The organism is Micromonospora sp. CA-244673 (genome assembly GCF_050948395.1).
In the GTDB taxonomy this organism is placed as follows: domain Bacteria; phylum Actinomycetota; class Actinomycetes; order Mycobacteriales; family Micromonosporaceae; genus Micromonospora.
In genome coordinates, this window is the sequence record NZ_CP192019.1 from 1,958,909 (window position 1) to 1,974,816 (window position 15,908).

General features: G+C 73.0%; 14 protein-coding genes. 10 read left to right on the plus strand and 4 right to left on the minus strand.

Annotated features, from left to right (window positions below; genetic code table 11):
* Nucleotides 1-13 precede the first annotated feature (13 nt).
* Nucleotides 14-1,411, minus strand: a complete 1,398-nt coding sequence (locus ACQP12_RS09355; RefSeq protein WP_433286661.1) for an extracellular solute-binding protein — start codon at nucleotides 1,409-1,411, stop codon at nucleotides 14-16.
* 154 nt (nucleotides 1,412-1,565) lie between these two features.
* Nucleotides 1,566-2,303 carry a GntR family transcriptional regulator gene (locus ACQP12_RS09360; RefSeq protein WP_357942629.1) on the minus strand — a complete coding sequence of 246 codons (738 nt, stop codon included), beginning with the start codon at nucleotides 2,301-2,303 and terminating at the stop codon, nucleotides 1,566-1,568.
* A 188-nt stretch (nucleotides 2,304-2,491) separates the two neighbouring features.
* Here ACQP12_RS09360 and iolC point away from each other — a divergent pair, with 188 nt between their 5' ends.
* The 7 genes from iolC (at nucleotide 2,492) to ACQP12_RS09395 (ending at nucleotide 9,186) form a co-directional block, all read left to right on the plus strand.
* Nucleotides 2,492-3,475: a 5-dehydro-2-deoxygluconokinase gene (gene iolC / locus ACQP12_RS09365; protein ID WP_433286664.1), complete on the plus strand. Its 984-nt coding sequence runs from the start codon at nucleotides 2,492-2,494 to the stop codon at nucleotides 3,473-3,475.
* On the plus strand, nucleotides 3,472-4,359 hold the full coding sequence (locus ACQP12_RS09370) for a Cgl0159 family (beta/alpha)8-fold protein (protein WP_433286666.1): 888 nt from the start codon (nucleotides 3,472-3,474) through the stop codon (nucleotides 4,357-4,359). The genes iolC and ACQP12_RS09370 overlap by 4 nt, the downstream gene beginning before the upstream one ends.
* Complete coding sequence (iolB, locus tag ACQP12_RS09375; protein ID WP_433286669.1) at nucleotides 4,356-5,252, plus strand: 5-deoxy-glucuronate isomerase; 897 nt, start codon at nucleotides 4,356-4,358, stop codon at nucleotides 5,250-5,252. Before ACQP12_RS09370 ends, iolB begins: the two co-directional genes overlap by 4 nt.
* Nucleotides 5,252-7,096, plus strand: coding sequence for a 3D-(3,5/4)-trihydroxycyclohexane-1,2-dione acylhydrolase (decyclizing) (iolD, locus tag ACQP12_RS09380; protein ID WP_433286671.1), 1,845 nt, complete (start codon nucleotides 5,252-5,254; stop codon nucleotides 7,094-7,096). The genes iolB and iolD overlap by 1 nt, the downstream gene beginning before the upstream one ends.
* 40 nt (nucleotides 7,097-7,136) lie before the next feature.
* Nucleotides 7,137-7,709, plus strand: a complete 573-nt coding sequence (locus tag ACQP12_RS09385) for an RNA polymerase sigma factor (RefSeq protein WP_357942837.1) — start codon at nucleotides 7,137-7,139, stop codon at nucleotides 7,707-7,709.
* Nucleotides 7,706-8,800 (plus strand): hypothetical protein, encoded by a 1,095-nt coding sequence (locus tag ACQP12_RS09390; protein WP_433286673.1) that lies wholly within the window; start codon nucleotides 7,706-7,708, stop codon nucleotides 8,798-8,800. Before ACQP12_RS09385 ends, ACQP12_RS09390 begins: the two co-directional genes overlap by 4 nt.
* A gap of 71 nt (nucleotides 8,801-8,871) precedes the next feature.
* Nucleotides 8,872-9,186: an NIPSNAP family protein gene (locus ACQP12_RS09395; protein ID WP_433286675.1), complete on the plus strand. Its 315-nt coding sequence runs from the start codon at nucleotides 8,872-8,874 to the stop codon at nucleotides 9,184-9,186.
* 54 nt (nucleotides 9,187-9,240) lie between these two features.
* Here ACQP12_RS09395 and glpK (ACQP12_RS09400) read toward each other — a convergent pair whose 3' ends face one another.
* Complete coding sequence (gene glpK / locus ACQP12_RS09400; RefSeq protein WP_433286677.1) at nucleotides 9,241-10,764, minus strand: glycerol kinase GlpK; 1,524 nt, start codon at nucleotides 10,762-10,764, stop codon at nucleotides 9,241-9,243.
* Nucleotides 10,765-10,810: 46 nt separating this feature from the next.
* Nucleotides 10,811-11,578 (minus strand): IclR family transcriptional regulator, encoded by a 768-nt coding sequence (locus ACQP12_RS09405; protein WP_433286679.1) that lies wholly within the window; start codon nucleotides 11,576-11,578, stop codon nucleotides 10,811-10,813.
* A 126-nt stretch (nucleotides 11,579-11,704) separates the two neighbouring features.
* Between ACQP12_RS09405 and ACQP12_RS09410 the strand changes: the two genes are divergently transcribed.
* The 3 genes from ACQP12_RS09410 to ACQP12_RS09420 all read left to right on the plus strand — a co-directional run bounded on the left by ACQP12_RS09410 (nucleotide 11,705) and on the right by ACQP12_RS09420 (nucleotide 15,905).
* On the plus strand, nucleotides 11,705-12,538 hold the full coding sequence (locus ACQP12_RS09410; RefSeq protein ID WP_433286682.1) for an MIP/aquaporin family protein: 834 nt from the start codon (nucleotides 11,705-11,707) through the stop codon (nucleotides 12,536-12,538).
* Between the two features lie 42 nt (nucleotides 12,539-12,580).
* Nucleotides 12,581-14,098, plus strand: a complete 1,518-nt coding sequence (glpK, locus tag ACQP12_RS09415; protein ID WP_433286684.1) for a glycerol kinase GlpK — start codon at nucleotides 12,581-12,583, stop codon at nucleotides 14,096-14,098.
* An 82-nt stretch (nucleotides 14,099-14,180) separates the two neighbouring features.
* Nucleotides 14,181-15,905, plus strand: coding sequence for a glycerol-3-phosphate dehydrogenase/oxidase (locus ACQP12_RS09420; protein ID WP_357942651.1), 1,725 nt, complete (start codon nucleotides 14,181-14,183; stop codon nucleotides 15,903-15,905).
* Nucleotides 15,906-15,908 lie beyond the last annotated feature (3 nt).

A 15,908-nucleotide genomic window follows, 5' to 3' on the forward strand; every position in this document is an offset into this window, starting at 1 on the left:
CTCGACCACCTCGTCAGGAGGTGACGTTACCTGGACCACCGACGAACCCTTCGACCTTCTTCTGGTACGCGGCGGCCGCCTCGTCGGCGCTCTTGCCCGAGGCGGCCGCGGCGGTCGCCTCCTGCAGCGCCACCGACACCTGCGGGTACACCGCCAGCGGCGGCCGGTACGCGGTCACCGGCAGCACCTTCTCGGTGATGAAGCTGAGCATCGGGTCGCCCGCGAGGACCTCCTTGTTGACGTCCTGCCGCGCGGTGATGCGCGCCTCGCCGGCGAGTTCGGCCTTGACCCCCTCGGCGGAGTGCATGAACGACAGCAGTTCCCACGCCTGGGAGGGGAACTTGGAGTTCGGGTTGAGCACCCGGACGCCGCCACCGGACATGCTGACGAAGTCCTGGCCGCGGATGCCCGCGCCGGGCTGCTTGGCGGGGATCATCGCGTAGCCGACGGTGGTGTCCCGGTCGGCCATCTTGGCGATGCCGTCCTTCGGGTTGATGACGCTGCGCCAGAAGTAGTCACCCTCGCCGAGGATGCCGATCTTGCCGGCGGCGAACTCGGCGAACGACTTGTCGCGCCCCTTGGCCTCCTGCTGGAGCTTCGGGTCGCCCAGGCCGCCACCGTAGACCTTGGTGTAGAAGTCGAGCATGTCCTTGACCGGCTGGGTGGCGCCGGCCCACTTGCCGTCCTTGTAGATCTCGCCGCCCGCGCCGACCAGCAGGGGCAACGCGCCCTGCATCGAAGTGGCCTCACCCATCGCGGTGCCGGCGTTGATCTGGATCGGCGTCACCCCGGGCAGCGCCTTGAGCTTGGCGCCGGCGTCGAGGATCTCCTGCCAGCTCTTCGGCTGCCAGTCGGCGGGCAGGCCGGCCTGGGCGAAGAGCTTCTTGTTGTAGTAGAGGACCCGGCCGTCGGTGCCCAGCGGGATGCCGTAGCGCTTGTTCTCGAACGAGCCGAGGCCCTGCACGGTCTCCGGGATCTGGGACCAGCCCTCCCAGGAGTCGACCTGGTTACCGGCCACCTCGGACAGCGGCTTGAGGTAACCGGCCTGGACGAACTCGCCGACCCAGATGCCGTCCACGGCGATCACGTCGGCGCCGCCCTTGGACCGCAGGTCCAGGGCCATCTTGGTCTTGTACGCCTCGTCGTCGACGCCGCTGGGCACGAACGTCACCTTGGCGGTGACGCCCTTGGCCTTCTGCGCCTCGACGAACTTGGGGATGACCCATTTCTCGATCCACTCCGCGCCGGCGGAGTTCTTGCCGCCGACGATGGAGTTCGCGGAGATGGTGAGGGTGATGTTCTTGGCGTCCTTACCGGCGGGCTCGTCCGAGCCGCCGCAGGCCGTGGCGGTGAGGGCGACGGCGGTGAACGCGGCGAGCACGCCGGCGGCGCGTCTCGGCTTGGCTGACATGGGCTGTTTCCCTTCGCAAGGAGGAACTTCGAAGAGACTCGCGAGGTCGCCCCGCCGGCCGCACGTCCGCCGCCGGCGGTGCTTGCGGCCACAATGTCATGACAGCCTGACGACGTAAATACCTGTCACTGAAATGAGCGCGAAACATCCACCGTCACCGCTCGGCGACGGTCACCTCGAGGGAGTAGCGGCTGGCCCGGTAGATGTGCGCGCCGTGCTCGACGTAGCGCCCCTGGTCGTCGTACGCGGTGCGGGTCATGGTGAGCAGTGGCGCCCCGCGCCGCTCGCCGAGCATCTGCGCCTCGGCGGCGGTGGCGGCCCGTGCCCCGATCCGCTGCTGGGCGCCCCGGATCCGCCGCCCGCCGGCACGCAGGATCGCGTAGAGGCCGTCGGCCTGCAGGGCCGCCATGGTGAGCCGCGGCTGGTCGACCGGGAGCCAGTTCTCCATGAGCGCCAGGGGTTCCCCGTCGGAGAACCGCAGCCGGCGCAGGTGCTGCACCTCGCCGCCGGGCGGCACGCCGAGGGCGGCGGCGACCGCCGGCGGGCAGGCCACGGTGGCCAGCTCCAGCACCGAGGTGGACGGCCGCTGGCCGGCGCGGACCAGGTCGTCGTGCAGGCTGGTCAGCTCGACGGCCCGGCGGACCTCGCCGCGCACCACCTGGGTGCCCACGCCCCGCCGGCGGACGATCAGGCCCTTGTCGACCAGGTGCTGGATGGCCTGCCGCACGGTGGGCCGGGACAGCCCCAGCCGGTCGGCCAGTTGCAACTCGCTGTCCAGGCGGTCCCCCGGTGCCAGCTCACCGCGCTGGATCGCCGCGGCGAACTGCTGCGCGACCTGGAAGTAGAGCGGGACCGGGCTGCTGCGGTCGACCGCGATCTCGGGGCCGGTCACGGAATCCTCCTCGCTGCGGCTGCGCGGGATCGGGGAGTGCTGATGCGCGCCACTGTACCGAAGCGATCACGGAGCGCAGAGCGCGGTTGTCATGACAACACATTGACACAACTCGTAGGGCACTGTTACCAATCAGGGACGGTCAAGCTGGCGGACACGCCGACGCCGGCCGGGACGGAGGGCGCCGCATGCTCGATGTGCTCACCATCGGCCGGGTCGGGGTGGACATCTATCCGTTGCAGGTCGCCACACCGCTGGCCGAGGTCGAGACGTTCGGCCGGTTCCTCGGCGGCAGCCCCACCAACGTGGCGGTCGCGGCCAGCCGGCAGGGCCTGCGCGCCGGCCTGATCACCCGCACCGGCGCCGACGCCTTCGCCGGCTACGTGCACCGGGCGCTGCGCGAGTTCGGTGTGGACGACAGCCAGGTCCGCCCGGTCGACGGGCTGCCCACCCCCATCACCTTCTGCGAGATCTTCCCGCCGGACCACTTCCCGCTGTGGTTCTACCGCACCCCCACCGCCCCCGACCTCCAGATCCGCCCCGAGGAACTGGACCTCGACGCGATCACCTCGGCCCGCGTCTTCTGGCTCACCGGCACCGGCCTGTGCCAGCAACCCAGCCGGGACGCGCACACCGCCGCGCTCGCTGCCCGGGCCGGCCGCCCGCACACCGTGCTGGACCTCGACTACCGGCCGATGTTCTGGCCCGACCCGGCGGCCGCGACGGCGGCCGTCGCCGAGGCGCTGCCCCAGGTCACCGTCGCCGTCGGCAACCTCGACGAGGTGGAGATCGCGGTCGGCACCCGCGACCCCGACCGGGCCGCCGACCTGCTGCTCGAACGGGGGCCCCGGCTCGCCGTGGTCAAGCTCGGCCCGGCGGGCGTGCTGGCCCGCACCGCGGAGCAGAGCGTACGGGTGCCGCCGGTGCCGGTGGACGTGGTCAACGGGCTGGGCGCGGGCGACGCGTTCGGCGGCGCGCTCTGCCTGGGGCTGCTGCGCGGCTGGCCGCTGGAGCGGACCATGCGCTTCGCCAACGCCGCCGGCGCGATCGTGGCCTCCCGCCTGGCCTGCTCCTCCGCCATGCCCGACTACGCCGAGACCGCGGCGCTGGCCGGGGACGCCACGCCGCGCCCGGCGCCGTCGACCGCCGTCCTGACAGGAGAAGACCGGTGAGCACCGAGTACGACGCGCTGACCCGCACCCGCGCGCACCGGCCGCAGGCGATCGCCGAAGCCGCCGCCCGCCGTACCCGCCGGCCCTGGCCCGAACCGGGCCGGCCGCTGTTCGTCATCGCCGCCGACCACCCGGCCCGCGGCGCCCTCGGGGTACGCGACCGGCCGATGGCCATGGCGGGGCGGGTGGACCTGCTCGATCGGCTGCGCGTGGCGCTGTCCCGGCCCGGCGTCGACGGCGTGCTCGGCACCCCGGACATCCTGGAGGACCTGCTGCTGCTCGGCGCCCTGGAGAACCGCCTGGCCATCGGATCGATGAACCGCGGCGGCCTCTCCGGCGCCACCTTCGAACTCGACGACCGGTTCACCGCCTACGACGCCGACAGCATCGCCGCGATGCGCTACGACGGCGGCAAGATGCTCTGCCGGATCGACCCGGACGACCCGGCCACCGCCTCCACCCTGCAGGCCTGCGCCCAGGCGGTCACCGCCCTCGCCGGGCACCGCACCGTGGCCCTGGTGGAACCGCTCTGGGTGGCCCGCGACGGCGGCCGGGTCAGCGCCGACCTGCGCCCCGAGGCGGTCATCAAGGGCGTCAGCGTCGGGCAGGCGCTGGGCGCGACCAGCGCGTACACCTGGTTGAAGCTGCCGGCCGTCGACGAGATGGAGCGGGTGATGGCCGCGACCACGCTGCCGGTCCTGCTCCTCGGCGGCGACCCGGTGGAGGCGCCCGACGTGGTGTACGCCCGGTGGGCGCGGGCGCTGCGGCTGCCCGGTGTGCGCGGCCTGGTGGTCGGCCGGGCGCTGCTCTACCCGCCCGACGACGACGTGGCCGCCGCCGTGGACCTGGCCGGCTCGCTGCTGCCCACCGGGCAGGACGCGTGAGGACCCCCGACGCCCACCTGCCCTGGGGCGGCACGGCCCGCGCGCCGTGGGCGCTGGAGGTCACCCCCGAGCGGGCCGGCTGGACCTACGCCGGGCTGCGGGTGCTCACCCTGCCCCCCGGCGGCGAGGTCAGCTTCACCACCGGCGACGAGGAGATGCTGGTCCTGCCGCTGGCCGGCGCCGCCGTCGTGCACTGCGACGGGTTGCGGCTCGCCCTGACCGGGCGGACGTCGGTGTTCGCCGCGGTCACCGACTTCGCCTACCTGCCCCGCGACGCCGACGTGACGATCCGCGGCGCGGGACGCTTCGCGCTGCCGTCGGCGCGCGCCACCCGCCGGCTCTCGCCCCGCTACGGCGCCGCCCGGGACGTGCCGGTGGAACTGCGCGGCGCCGGACCGGCCAGCCGGCAGGTCAACAACTTCTGCGCGCCGGACGCCTTCGACTGCGACCGGCTGGTCGCCGTGGAGGTGCTCACGCCCGGCGGCAACTGGTCGTCGTACCCGCCGCACAAGCACGAGCAGGAGCGGGCGTACGACGACGGGCGGGTCGAGGCCGCCCTGGAGGAGGTCTACTACTTCGAGGTGGCCGGCGGCGCGCCCGGCGAAGGCCCGGTGGGCTACCAGCGGGTCTACGGCACCGCCGACCGGCCCATCGACGTGCTGGCCGAGGTGCGCACCGGCGACGTGGTGCTCGTCCCGTACGGCTACCACGGGCCGTCGATGGCCGCGCCGGGCTACGACCTCTACTACCTGAACGTTCTGGCCGGACCCGGGGCCGCCCGGACCATGGCCTGCGTGGACGATCCCCGGCACGGCTGGATCCGGGGCAGCTGGGCCGGCCAGCCGGTGGACCCGCGGCTGCCGCTGACCCGGCCCGGAACGAAAGAGGCGTGATGCCCAGGTTGACGGTGGCGCAGGCGGTCGTGGCGTTCCTGGCCCGGCAGTACTCCGAACGCGACGGACGGCGGCAGCGCCTGATCCCGGCCTGCTTCGGCATCTTCGGTCACGGCAACGTCGCCGGGATCGGCGAGGCCCTGGCCACCGCCGGCGGCGACCTGCCCTACCACCTCTGCCGCACCGAGCAGGGCATGGTGCACACGGCGGCCGCGTACGCCCGGATGACCGATCGGCTCAGCACCCTGGCCTGCACCACCTCCATCGGCCCCGGCACCACGAACCTGGTCACCGGCGCCGCCGGCGCCACCATCAACCGGCTGCCGGTGCTGCTGCTGCCCGGCGACATCTTCGCCACCCGGGTCGCCAACCCGGTGCTCCAGGAGCTGGAGGACCCGCGCTCCTACGACGTCAGCGTCACCGACGCGCTGCGGCCGGTCTCCCGCTACTGGGACCGGATCAACCGGCCGGAACAGCTGCCCGCGGCGCTGCTGGCCGCCATGCGGGTGCTGACCGACCCGGCGGAGACCGGCGCGGTCACCCTCGCCCTGCCGCAGGACGTGCAGGCCGAGGCGTACGACTGGCCGGACGAGCTGTTCGCCGAACGGGTCTGGCACGTGCCGCGCGCCCGCGCCGACGAGACCGCGCTGGCCCGGGCGGCCGCGATCGTCCGGGCGGCCCGCCGGCCGCTGCTGGTGGCCGGCGGTGGGGTGATCTACAGCGGAGCGACGGAGGCGCTGCGCCGGTTCGCCGAGGAGCACGGAGTCCCGGTCGCCGAGTCCCAGGCCGGCACCGGCGCCCTGCGGCACGACCATCCGCTCGCCCTCGGCGCGGTCGGCGTCACCGGCACCACCGCCGCCAACGAGATCGCGGCCGGCGCGGACGTGGTGATCGGGGTGGGCACCCGCTACAGCGACTTCACCACCGCCTCGGGCACCCTGTTCGGCGAGGGAGCCTGCTTCGTCAACCTCAACGTCACCCGCTTCGACGCGGCGAAACTGTCCGGCACGCAGGTCCTCGGCGACGCGCGCGAGAGCCTCACCGCGCTCGGCGAGGCCTGCGCCGGATGGGCCACCGAGCCGGCGTACCGGGAGTCGGTGACCCGCCTGCGCGAGCGGTGGACGGCCGTCGCGGACCGCGCCCGGCACGCCGACCCGGACGCGCGGCCCACCCAGACCGCGGTGATCGGCGCGGTCAACGACGCCGCCGGCCCGCGCGGCGTGGTGGTGTGCGCCGCCGGGTCGATGCCCGGTGACCTGCACCGGCTGTGGCGCAGCGACGATCCCAAGAGCTACCACGTCGAGTACGGCTACTCCTGCATGGGCTACGAGATCGCCGGCGGGATCGGGGTGAAGCTGGCCGCGCCGGAACGCGAGGTCTTCGTGCTGGTCGGCGACGGGTCCTACCTCATGCTGCCCAGCGAGCTGGCCACCGCGGTCGCCGACGGCGTCAAGCTGGTCGTGGTGCTGGTCGACAACTCCGGCTTCGCCTCGATCGGCCGGCTGTCGGAGAGCGTCGGCGCGCAGCGGCTCGGCACCGCCTACGCCGGCCGGGCCGGGGAGCCGCTGCCGATCGACCTCGGCGCCAACGCGGCAAGTCTCGGCGCCGACCTGATCCGGGTGTCCACCATGGATCAGCTCCGGGCGGCCCTGGCGACGGCGAAGGCGGGCACCCGGACCACCGTGGTGCACGTGCGGACCGACCGGTTCGAGGCCGGGCCGGACGCCGGCGCCTGGTGGGACGTGCCGGTGGCCGAGGTGTCGACCACCGCGGAGGGGCGGGCCGCCCGGGCCACGTACGAGGCGGGACGCAAGGCCCGGCGCACCCACCTGCGTCCCTCCTGACGGGTTCCCTGTCACGATTGGTGCCCGACCGGACATGGAGATGGACGTGAGCTCCGGGACCGAGCACGAGGACCGCTTCCGACGCGTCTACGCCGCCGACTTCGCGTCGCTGCTGGCGTACGCCCTGCGCCGCGTCGCGCATCCCGAGGACGCGGCCGACGTCGTCGCCGAGACCTTCCTGGTCGCCTGGCGCCGAAGACGCGACCTGCCGCCCGACGGCGAAGCCCGGCTCTGGCTGTACGGCGTCGCCCGCCGCGTGCTCGCCAACCACCACCGCGGCGGCGTACGCCGGCAGCGGCTGGGGGAGCGGCTACGCCAACGGATCAGCGCGGTGATCGACGGGGACCCGGGCGGTGAGGTGCCCGAACGGCTAGCCGTCCGGGCGGCGCTGGCCCGGCTCGGCGAGCTGGACCGGGAGGTGCTGCTGCTCACCGTCTGGGAGGGCATGGAGCCGCGCGAGGCGGCCGAGGTCCTCCGGGTGAGCCCGGCCGTGGTCCGCACCCGCCTGTCGCGGGCGCGAGCCAGGCTCCGTGAACTCGTCGGTGACGACCTCGGCCCACCCGGACATGTACTCGACGTCGTGACCGCACCCGCCTCGAAGGAGGGCAGATGACCGAGGAGCACCTCGACCGGATGGTCCGAGACGCCGACCCCTACCGACCCGATGTCATCGGGCACCTCGACGGGGCCGAGCAGGCTCTCCTGGAGGAGATCATGTCCGAACCGACGCCCGACCGCGTCGCCGAAGCGCCGCAGCCACGCTCCCGGGCGCGCCGCGGCCTGGTTCGCCGCCTCGCCGGCCCGCTGACCGCGGCCGCGGCGCTCATCGGCGTCCTCGCCGTGGTCACCGTCTACGGCGAGCCTCCGGAGGACCGACAGGCGGCCCCCACGGAGACGGCCGGGCCGACCAGCGCCGGGCCGACCACGTCGATCGTGTTCTCGCCCGTGGCGTTGAAGGCCGCCGAGGAGAACCCGCGGCTGCTGATCGACGAGCCCGGCTGGCAGGTGACCACCGTCTACGGGTTCGCCGAGAAGCAGGGCACCATCGCGTTCCGCAACGGCGAACAGCAGATGGACATGAACTGGTACCCGGCGGACCAGTACGACGGCTACCACGCGGACCGGCGCCACGTCAGCGCCCCGGAGGCCGTGAAGGTGGACGGATGGTCGGGTGACCTGTTCCGCTACGGCGCCGAGGACTTCGCGGTCATGCTCCGCCCCCGCGACGGCGTCTTCGTCGAACTCCGCGCCAGCGGCGGCAACCGGAAGGAGTTCGACCAGCTTCTCACCAAGGTCGTCCGCGTCGACGTGCGTACCTGGCTGGCCGCGCTGCCGCCGGAGATCGTCACGCCGGCCAAGGTGGACGAGCGCGCCACGGTCGTGCTCGCCGACATCCCCCTGCCGCCCAAGTTCGACAAGGCCGCGCTGCGCGACCTCGGCACCAACGACGCCTACCAGTTCGGCGCCCAGGTGACGTCCCGGGTCGGCTGCGCCTGGATCGCCGAATGGCAGCGCGCGAGGCGGGCCGGCGACGACGCCGCGGTCCGGCGGGCCGTCGACGCGCTGCGCAGCAGCCACAAGTGGCAGGTGCTGCACGAGATGAACGACGAGGGCGACTGGCCGGAGGTGTTCTGGGAGACGGCCGACAAGGTCGCCGCCGGAGAGTTTCCGCGGGGCTACGAGGGGGCGCTGGGCTGCGACTGACCGTCCCTTTCCCGGCCGTGCCGGCGCTCCCGCACCGGGAGCGCCGGCACCGCGGTCCGTAGGGTGAGCGCGTGATCACCTGCGTCGTGCACTACACCATCGACCCCGCGCAGATCGAGGCGTTCGAACGCTTCGCCCGTGAATGGATGCGACTGGTCGCCAAGCACGGCGGCGTGCACCACGGCTACTTCCTGCCCGCCGAGGGCGCCAGCGACCGGGCCGAGGCGCTGTTCAGCTTCGAGAGCCTGGCGGCGTACGAGCGCTACCGCGCACGGTTCGGCGACGATCCCGAGTTCGTGGCGGCCGACCGAATCCGCGACGACTCCGGCTGCGTCCTGCGCTACGAGCGCACCTTCATGCGCCCACTCCTGCCGACCGACCAGTAGCTTCACAAGCACCGGCTGCGGCGACGTTCGTGCGACCGTCAACGCCGCGGCGGGTCACCGGTTGGCGGCCCGGGCCTCCGGTTTGATCCACCCGAAGGTGCGCTCCACGGCGCGCTGCCAGTTCTCCCGTTCCTCGGCGCGGATCGTCTCGTCCAGTTCCGGCTCCCAGCGGGCGGCGAGGTGCCAGTTGCTGCGCAGCCCCTCCAGGTCGGCCCAGTAGCCGACCGCGAGTCCGGCGGCGTACGCGGCGCCGAGCGAGACCGTCTCGGCGACCATGGGGCGCACCACGGGGACGCCGAGCACGTCGGCGACGAACTGCATGAGCAGGTTGTTGGCGGTCATCCCGCCGTCGACCCGCAGCGCTGTCAGATCCAGTCCGGAGTCGGCGTTCATCGCCTCGACCACCTCGCGGGTCTGCCAGCCGGTGGCCTCCAGCACCGCCCGGGCCAGGTGTCCCTTCGTGATGTACGAGGTGAGCCCGACGATCACGCCCCGCGCCTCGCTGCGCCAGTGCGGCGCGAACAGCCCGGAGAAGGCCGGCACGATGTAGCAGCCGCCGTTGTCGTCGACGGTGCGGGCGAGGGTCTCGATCTCCGGCGCGGTGGTGATGAGGTCGAGCTGGTCGCGGAACCACTGCACCAGGGAGCCGGTGATCGCGATGGAGCCTTCGAGGGCGTAGACGGCCGGCCTGCCGGCGATCTGGTAGCCCACGGTGGTGAGCAGCCCGTGGTCGGAGTGCACCGGCTCCTCGCCGGTGTTGAGCAGCAGGAAGCTGCCGGTGCCGTAGGTGCACTTGGCGTCGCCGGGCGCGAAGCAGGTCTGGCCGAACAGGGCGGCCTGCTGGTCGCCGAGCGCGGCGGCGATCCGCACGCCGGGCAGGACGGTGGTCGCCGTGCCGTACACCTCCGACGAGGAACGGATCTCGGGCAGCATGGCGGCCGGGATGCCGAAGAAGGCCAGCGAGTCGGGGTGCCAGCGGAGCGTGTGCAGGTCCATCAGCATGGTGCGGCTGGCGTTGGTCACGTCGGTCAGGTGCAGGCCGCCGTCCGGCCCGCCGGTGAGGTTCCAGATGAGCCAGCTCTCCATGGTGCCGAAGAGCACCTCGCCCCGCTCGGCCCGCTCCGGCAGGCCGGGGGTGTGGTCCAGCAGCCAGCGCAGCTTCGGTGCCGAGAAGTACGTGGTGAGCGGCAGGCCGCAGCGCTCCCGCAGGCCGTCGGCGCCGGCCGCCTCGGACAGCGTCTCCACCAGCGCGTCGGTGCGGGTGTCCTGCCAGATGATCGCGGGCGCCACCGGCACGCCGGTGCGGCGGTCCCACACCACGATGGTCTCCCGCTGGTTGGCGATGCCGATGGCGGCGATCTGGTCGACGCCGATGCCGGCCTCGACGAGGGCCCGGGGCACCACCTTGCCGACGTTGCGCCAGATCTCCAGGGCGTCGTGCTCCACCCAGCCCGGGCGGGGGAAGTGCTGCTGGTGCTCCCGCTGGGCCACGGAGACGAGGTTGCCGCGGCGGTCGAACACGATGCAGCGGGTCGAGGTGGTGCCCTGGTCGATGGAGACGACGTAGCTGTCGGTCATGTCCTCGTCCTCTCTGGCGCGGGGGTGGCGGTGCAGCCTGGACGGATCACCAGCGGGCGGCCCCGAGATCGCGGGACACCGCCCGGGCGGCGTCCCGGACGTACGCGACGAGCGCGGGCCGGGGGTGGCTCCTGCCGTCGCAGACCCGGTGGACCGGGCCGGAGAGCCCGATCGCGCCCACGACGAGGCCGCCGTAGCCGCGGATGGGCGCGGCGATGCCGGCCTCGCCGAGGGTCATCTCCTCGATCTCGGCGCCCCAGCCGTTGTCCCGGATCTCGGTCAGCGCGCGGGACAGGGTCCGCGCGGTGACCAGGGTGCGGCGGGTGTACGGCTCGGGTTCGCCCTGCAGGACGGCGTTGGCAGCGCCTACGTCGTAGGCGAGCAGGACCTTCCCGAGTGCGGTGGCGTGCGGGGGCAGCAGGGACCCGACGTCGAGCGTCTGCAGGGTGTCGTCGGGCCGGAAGACGTGGTGGACCACCAGCACCTTGCCGTCCAGCAGGGTGCCGATGCGGACGGACTCGCCGCTGCGCGCGGCCAGCGGGTCGGCCCAGTTGATGGAGCGGGAGCGCAGTTCGTTGACGTCGAGGTAGCTGGTGCCGAGGTGCAGCAGCGCCGCCCCGAGCTGGTACTTGCCAGAGGTCTTGTCCTGCTCCACGAAGCCGACGTCCTGAAGGGTCCGGACGATCCCGTGCGCGGTGCCCTTGGGCAGGTCGAGGGAACGGGCGATCTCCCCGATGCCGAGTCGGCCGGAACTGCTGGCCAGCAGGCGGAGGATCGCCGCGGCACGCGCGATGGACTGCACCTGACCCGGCATGGGGCGGAATGCTAGCGGCGTTCCGCCAGTCGCAACAGTGTTCGACAATGTCGACCGGGGTTCGTTGACCCGACCTCGCGGCGCTCTCTACGGTTCAGCCACTCCCACCGCTTCTGGAGGCGCCAGATGACGCAACGAGCGAAGGTTCCCGGACTTCTCGGTGAGTTGGCCGCCGAGTTCGCCGGCACCGCGATCCTCATCCTGTTCGGCGTGGGCGTGGTCGCCCAGGTGGCCGCCGCCGGCACCGGCGAGTTCGACAGCATCGCCTGGGCGTGGGGCCTCGGCGTCACGCTCGGCGTGTACGTGGCGGGCCGGATCAGCGGCGCCCACCTCAACCCGGCGGTCACCGTCGCCCTGGCCGTGTTCAAGGGCTTCTCCTGGCGCAAGGTGATGCCGTACGCGCTGGCCCAGACCGCCGGCGCGTTCGTTGCGGCCTTGCTCATCCGCTGGAACTACAGCGAGGCGCTGTCCCGCTTCGACCCGGGCCTCACGGTCAAGAGCCAGGGCGTCTTCTCCACCCTGCCGGGCGCCGGCGTCAGCGAGTGGGGCGCCCTGCGCGACCAGATCATCGGTACGGCGATCCTGCTGTTCCTGATCCTGGCGGTCACCGACGCGCGCAACTCGCTGCCCGGCGGCAACCTCGCCCCGCTGATCGTCGGCCTGATCGTGGTGGCGATCGGGATGGCCTTCGCCGCCAACGCCGGCTACGCCATCAACCCCGCCCGTGACTTCGGCCCCCGCCTCGCCTCCTTCCTGACCGGCTACGAGACAGCGTTCCAGGATGCCGGCGGCTACCCGTACTTCTGGGTGCCGATCGTCGGGCCGCTCGTCGGCGGTGTGGTCGGCGCCGGTCTCTACGAGCTGATCGTCGGCCGGTTCCTGCCCGACGAGGACACCCCGGAGCCGGGCGCCCTGGCCACCGAGGCCGCGCCGGGAGAGGCCGAGCTTTCCCGAGTCTGATCCGCCGACCCCGTATTTCCCGTACCGGAAGGAGACCCCCGCATGGCTGACTTCGTCGGCGCCGTGGACCAGGGCACCACCAGCACCCGATTCATGATCTTCGACCACGGTGGCAACGAGGTCGGCCGCCACCAGCTCGAACACCAGCAGATCCTGCCGCGGGCGGGCTGGGTCGAGCACAACCCCCTGGAGATCTGGGAACGGACCCAGACGGTGATCCAGACGGCGATGAACGAGCACGGCCTGGCCGGCTCCGACCTCGCCGCGCTCGGCATCACCAACCAGCGCGAGACCACGGTGGTGTGGAACCGCCGGACCGGCCGGCCTTACTACAACGCGATCGTCTGGCAGGACACCCGCACGGACCGGATCGCCTCTGCCCTCGAACGCGAGGGCAAGGGGGACGTCATCCGGCGCAGGGCGGGCCTGCCGCCGGCGACGTACTTCTCCGCCGGGAAGATCCAGTGGATCCTGGAGAACGTCGACGGGGTCCGGGAGGCGGCCGAGCGTGGCGACGCCGTCTTCGGTAACACCGACACCTGGCTGCTGTGGAACCTGACCGGCGGCACGGAGGGCGGTGTGCACGTCACCGACCCCACCAACGCCAGCCGCACGATGCTCATGAACCTGGAGACGCTCGACTGGGACGACGAGTTGCTGTCGTTCTTCGGCATCCCGCGGGCCATGCTGCCGGAGATCCGGCCGTCCTCCGACCCGCGCTCGTACGGCAGCACCGTGCCGCACGGGCCGTTCAGCAGCCCCGTCCGGATCACTGGCGACCTGGGCGATCAGCAGGCCGCCACGGTCGGGCAGGTCTGCTTCGCGCCGGGCGAGGCGAAGAACACGTACGGCACCGGCAACTTCATGCTGCTCAATACCGGCACCGACATCGTGCGGTCCAAGGCCGGGCTGCTCACCACGGTCTGCTACCAGTTCGGCGACGACGCGCCGGTGTACGCGCTGGAGGGCTCGATCGCGGTCACCGGCTCGGCCGTGCAGTGGCTGCGTGACCAGCTCAAGATCATCAGCACCGCCGCGCAGAGCGAGATCCTGGCCCGCCAGGTCGAGGACAGCGGCGGCGTGTACTTCGTTCCGGCGTTCTCCGGCCTGTTCGCCCCGTACTGGCGCTCCGACGCTCGCGGCGCGATCGTCGGCCTGTCCCGGTTCAACACCGACGCGCACATCGCCCGGGCCACCCTGGAGTCGATTTGCTACCAGAGCCGGGACGTGGCCGAGGCCATGGAGCAGGACTCCGGGGTGCACCTGGAGTGCCTGAAGGTCGACGGCGGCGTCACCGTCAACGACCTCTGCATGCAGCTCCAGGCGGACATCCTCGGGGTGCCGGTCAGCCGGCCGGTGGTCGCCGAGACCACGGCCCTGGGCGCGGCCTACGCGGCCGGGCTCGCCGTCGGGTTCTGGAAGAGCACCGACGAACTGCGCGAGAACTGGAACGAGAGCCGGCGCTGGCAGCCGACCTGGTCGCCGGAGCAGCGCGAGACCGGCTACGCCCGGTGGAAGAAGGCGGTCGGCCGCACCCTCGACTGGGTCGACGTCGACTGAACCGTATCCCTGTCCCACCCCAGGATCCGGGCGGCCGGCGCCCCCTCGCCGGCCGCCCACCCCGCGCAGAAAGAGAAGACGGATGCATTCCGCGACACTGTCACCGGCCGCCCGCGAGCGGTCCCTGGCCGCGCTCGGCGGCGGCCAGGAACTGGACGTCCTGGTGATCGGCGGCGGCGTCACCGGCGCCGGCTGCGCGCTCGACGCCGTCACCCGCGGCCTGTCGGTCGGGCTCGTCGAGGCCCGCGATTGGGCCAGCGGCACCTCGAGCCGGTCCAGCAAGCTCATCCACGGCGGCCTGCGCTACCTGGAGATGCTCGACTTCGGGCTGGTCCGGGAGGCGCTGCGCGAGCGCGGGCTGCTCCTGCAGCGGCTCGCCCCGCACCTGGTCCGCCCGGTGCCGTTCCTCTACCCGCTGCGGCACCGCGGCTGGGAGCGGCTGTACGCGGGGGCCGGCGTCCTGCTCTACGACACCATGAGCCTCTCGGGCAGTCACGCGCGCGGCGTGCCGGCCCACCGGCATCTGACCCGCCGGGGCGCGCTGCGCGCCTGTCCGTCCCTGCGGCCCGAGGCGATGGTCGGCGCCCTCCAGTACTACGACGCCCAGGTCGACGACGCCCGGCTGGTGACCTTCCTGGTCCGCACCGCCGCCGCGTACGGGGCGCATCCGCTGTCGCGGGCGCGGGTGGTGGGTTTCCTCCGCGAGGGCGCCCGCGTCACCGGGGCACGGGTGCACGACCTGGAGACCGACCGGGTGTTGGAGGTGCGCGCCCGGCAGGTCGTCAACGCCACCGGCGTGTGGACCGACGACAGCCAGGCACTCGTGGGCGAGCGGGGCCAGGTCCAGGTCCGGGCCTCCAAGGGCATCCACCTGGTCGTTCCGCGCGACCGGATCCGGTCCCGGACCGGCCTGATCCTGCGTACCGATACCAGTGTGCTGTTCGTGATCCCGTGGGGCCGGCACTGGCTGATCGGCACCACCGACACCGACTGGGACCTGGACAAGGCGCATCCGGCGGCGACCAGCCGGGACATCGACTACCTGCTGGGGCACGTCAACCAGGTGCTGGCCACCCCGCTGACCCGCGACGACGTCGAAGGGGTGTACGCCGGACTGCGCCCGCTGCTGTCCGGGGAGTCCGACGCCACGGCGAAGCTGTCCCGCGAGCACGCCGTGCTCAGCCCGACGCCCGGGCTGGTGATGGTGGCCGGCGGCAAGTACACGACGTACCGGGTCATGGCACGCGACGCGGTCGACGAGGCCGTGCGCGGCCTCGGCGGCGGGGTTCCCGCCTCGTGCACCGACCGGGTGCCGTTGCTCGGCGCGGAGGGCCACGTCGCGCGATGGAACCAGCGACGCCGGCTGGCGCAGCAGTTCGGCCTGCACACCGAGCGCGTCGAGCACCTGTTGCACCGCTACGGCGCCGCCGTTGACGAGGTGCTGGAGCTGCTGCGGGAGGACCCGACGCTCGGCCGGCCGCTCGACGGCGCGGAGGACTACCTGCGGGTGGAGATCGCCTACGCGGCCTCCGCCGAGGGAGCGCTGCACCTGGAGGACGCGCTGACCCGGCGTACCCACATCTCGATCGAGAGCTTCGACGGGGGGCTGACGGCGGCCCGGCCGGCGGCGGAGCTGATGGCTCCGGTCCTCGGTTGGGACGAGCAGCGGGTCGACCGGGAGGTGGCGCACTACCTGGACGTGGTCCGGGCCGAGCGGGCCGCGCACGAGCAGCCCGACGACACGGCGGCCGACGCGGCCCGGCTGGGCGCCCCCGAGGTGGTGCAGCAGGCGGCCCTGGCGGCCTGACCG

Coding starts and splice junctions, on each gene's coding strand:
- ACQP12_RS09355 (WP_433286661.1), bottom strand. CDS start 1,411: ATGTCAGCCAAGCCGAGACGCGCCGCCGGCGTGCTCGCCGCGTTCACC.
- iolC (WP_433286664.1), top strand. CDS start 2,492: ATGCTCGATGTGCTCACCATCGGCCGGGTCGGGGTGGACATCTATCCG.
- iolD (WP_433286671.1), top strand. CDS start 5,252: ATGCCCAGGTTGACGGTGGCGCAGGCGGTCGTGGCGTTCCTGGCCCGG.
- ACQP12_RS09385 (WP_357942837.1), top strand. CDS start 7,137: ATGGACGTGAGCTCCGGGACCGAGCACGAGGACCGCTTCCGACGCGTC.
- ACQP12_RS09390 (WP_433286673.1), top strand. CDS start 7,706: ATGACCGAGGAGCACCTCGACCGGATGGTCCGAGACGCCGACCCCTAC.
- glpK (WP_433286677.1), bottom strand. CDS start 10,764: ATGACCGACAGCTACGTCGTCTCCATCGACCAGGGCACCACCTCGACC.
- ACQP12_RS09405 (WP_433286679.1), bottom strand. CDS start 11,578: ATGCCGGGTCAGGTGCAGTCCATCGCGCGTGCCGCGGCGATCCTCCGC.
- ACQP12_RS09410 (WP_433286682.1), top strand. CDS start 11,705: ATGACGCAACGAGCGAAGGTTCCCGGACTTCTCGGTGAGTTGGCCGCC.
- glpK (WP_433286684.1), top strand. CDS start 12,581: ATGGCTGACTTCGTCGGCGCCGTGGACCAGGGCACCACCAGCACCCGA.
- ACQP12_RS09420 (WP_357942651.1), top strand. CDS start 14,181: ATGCATTCCGCGACACTGTCACCGGCCGCCCGCGAGCGGTCCCTGGCC.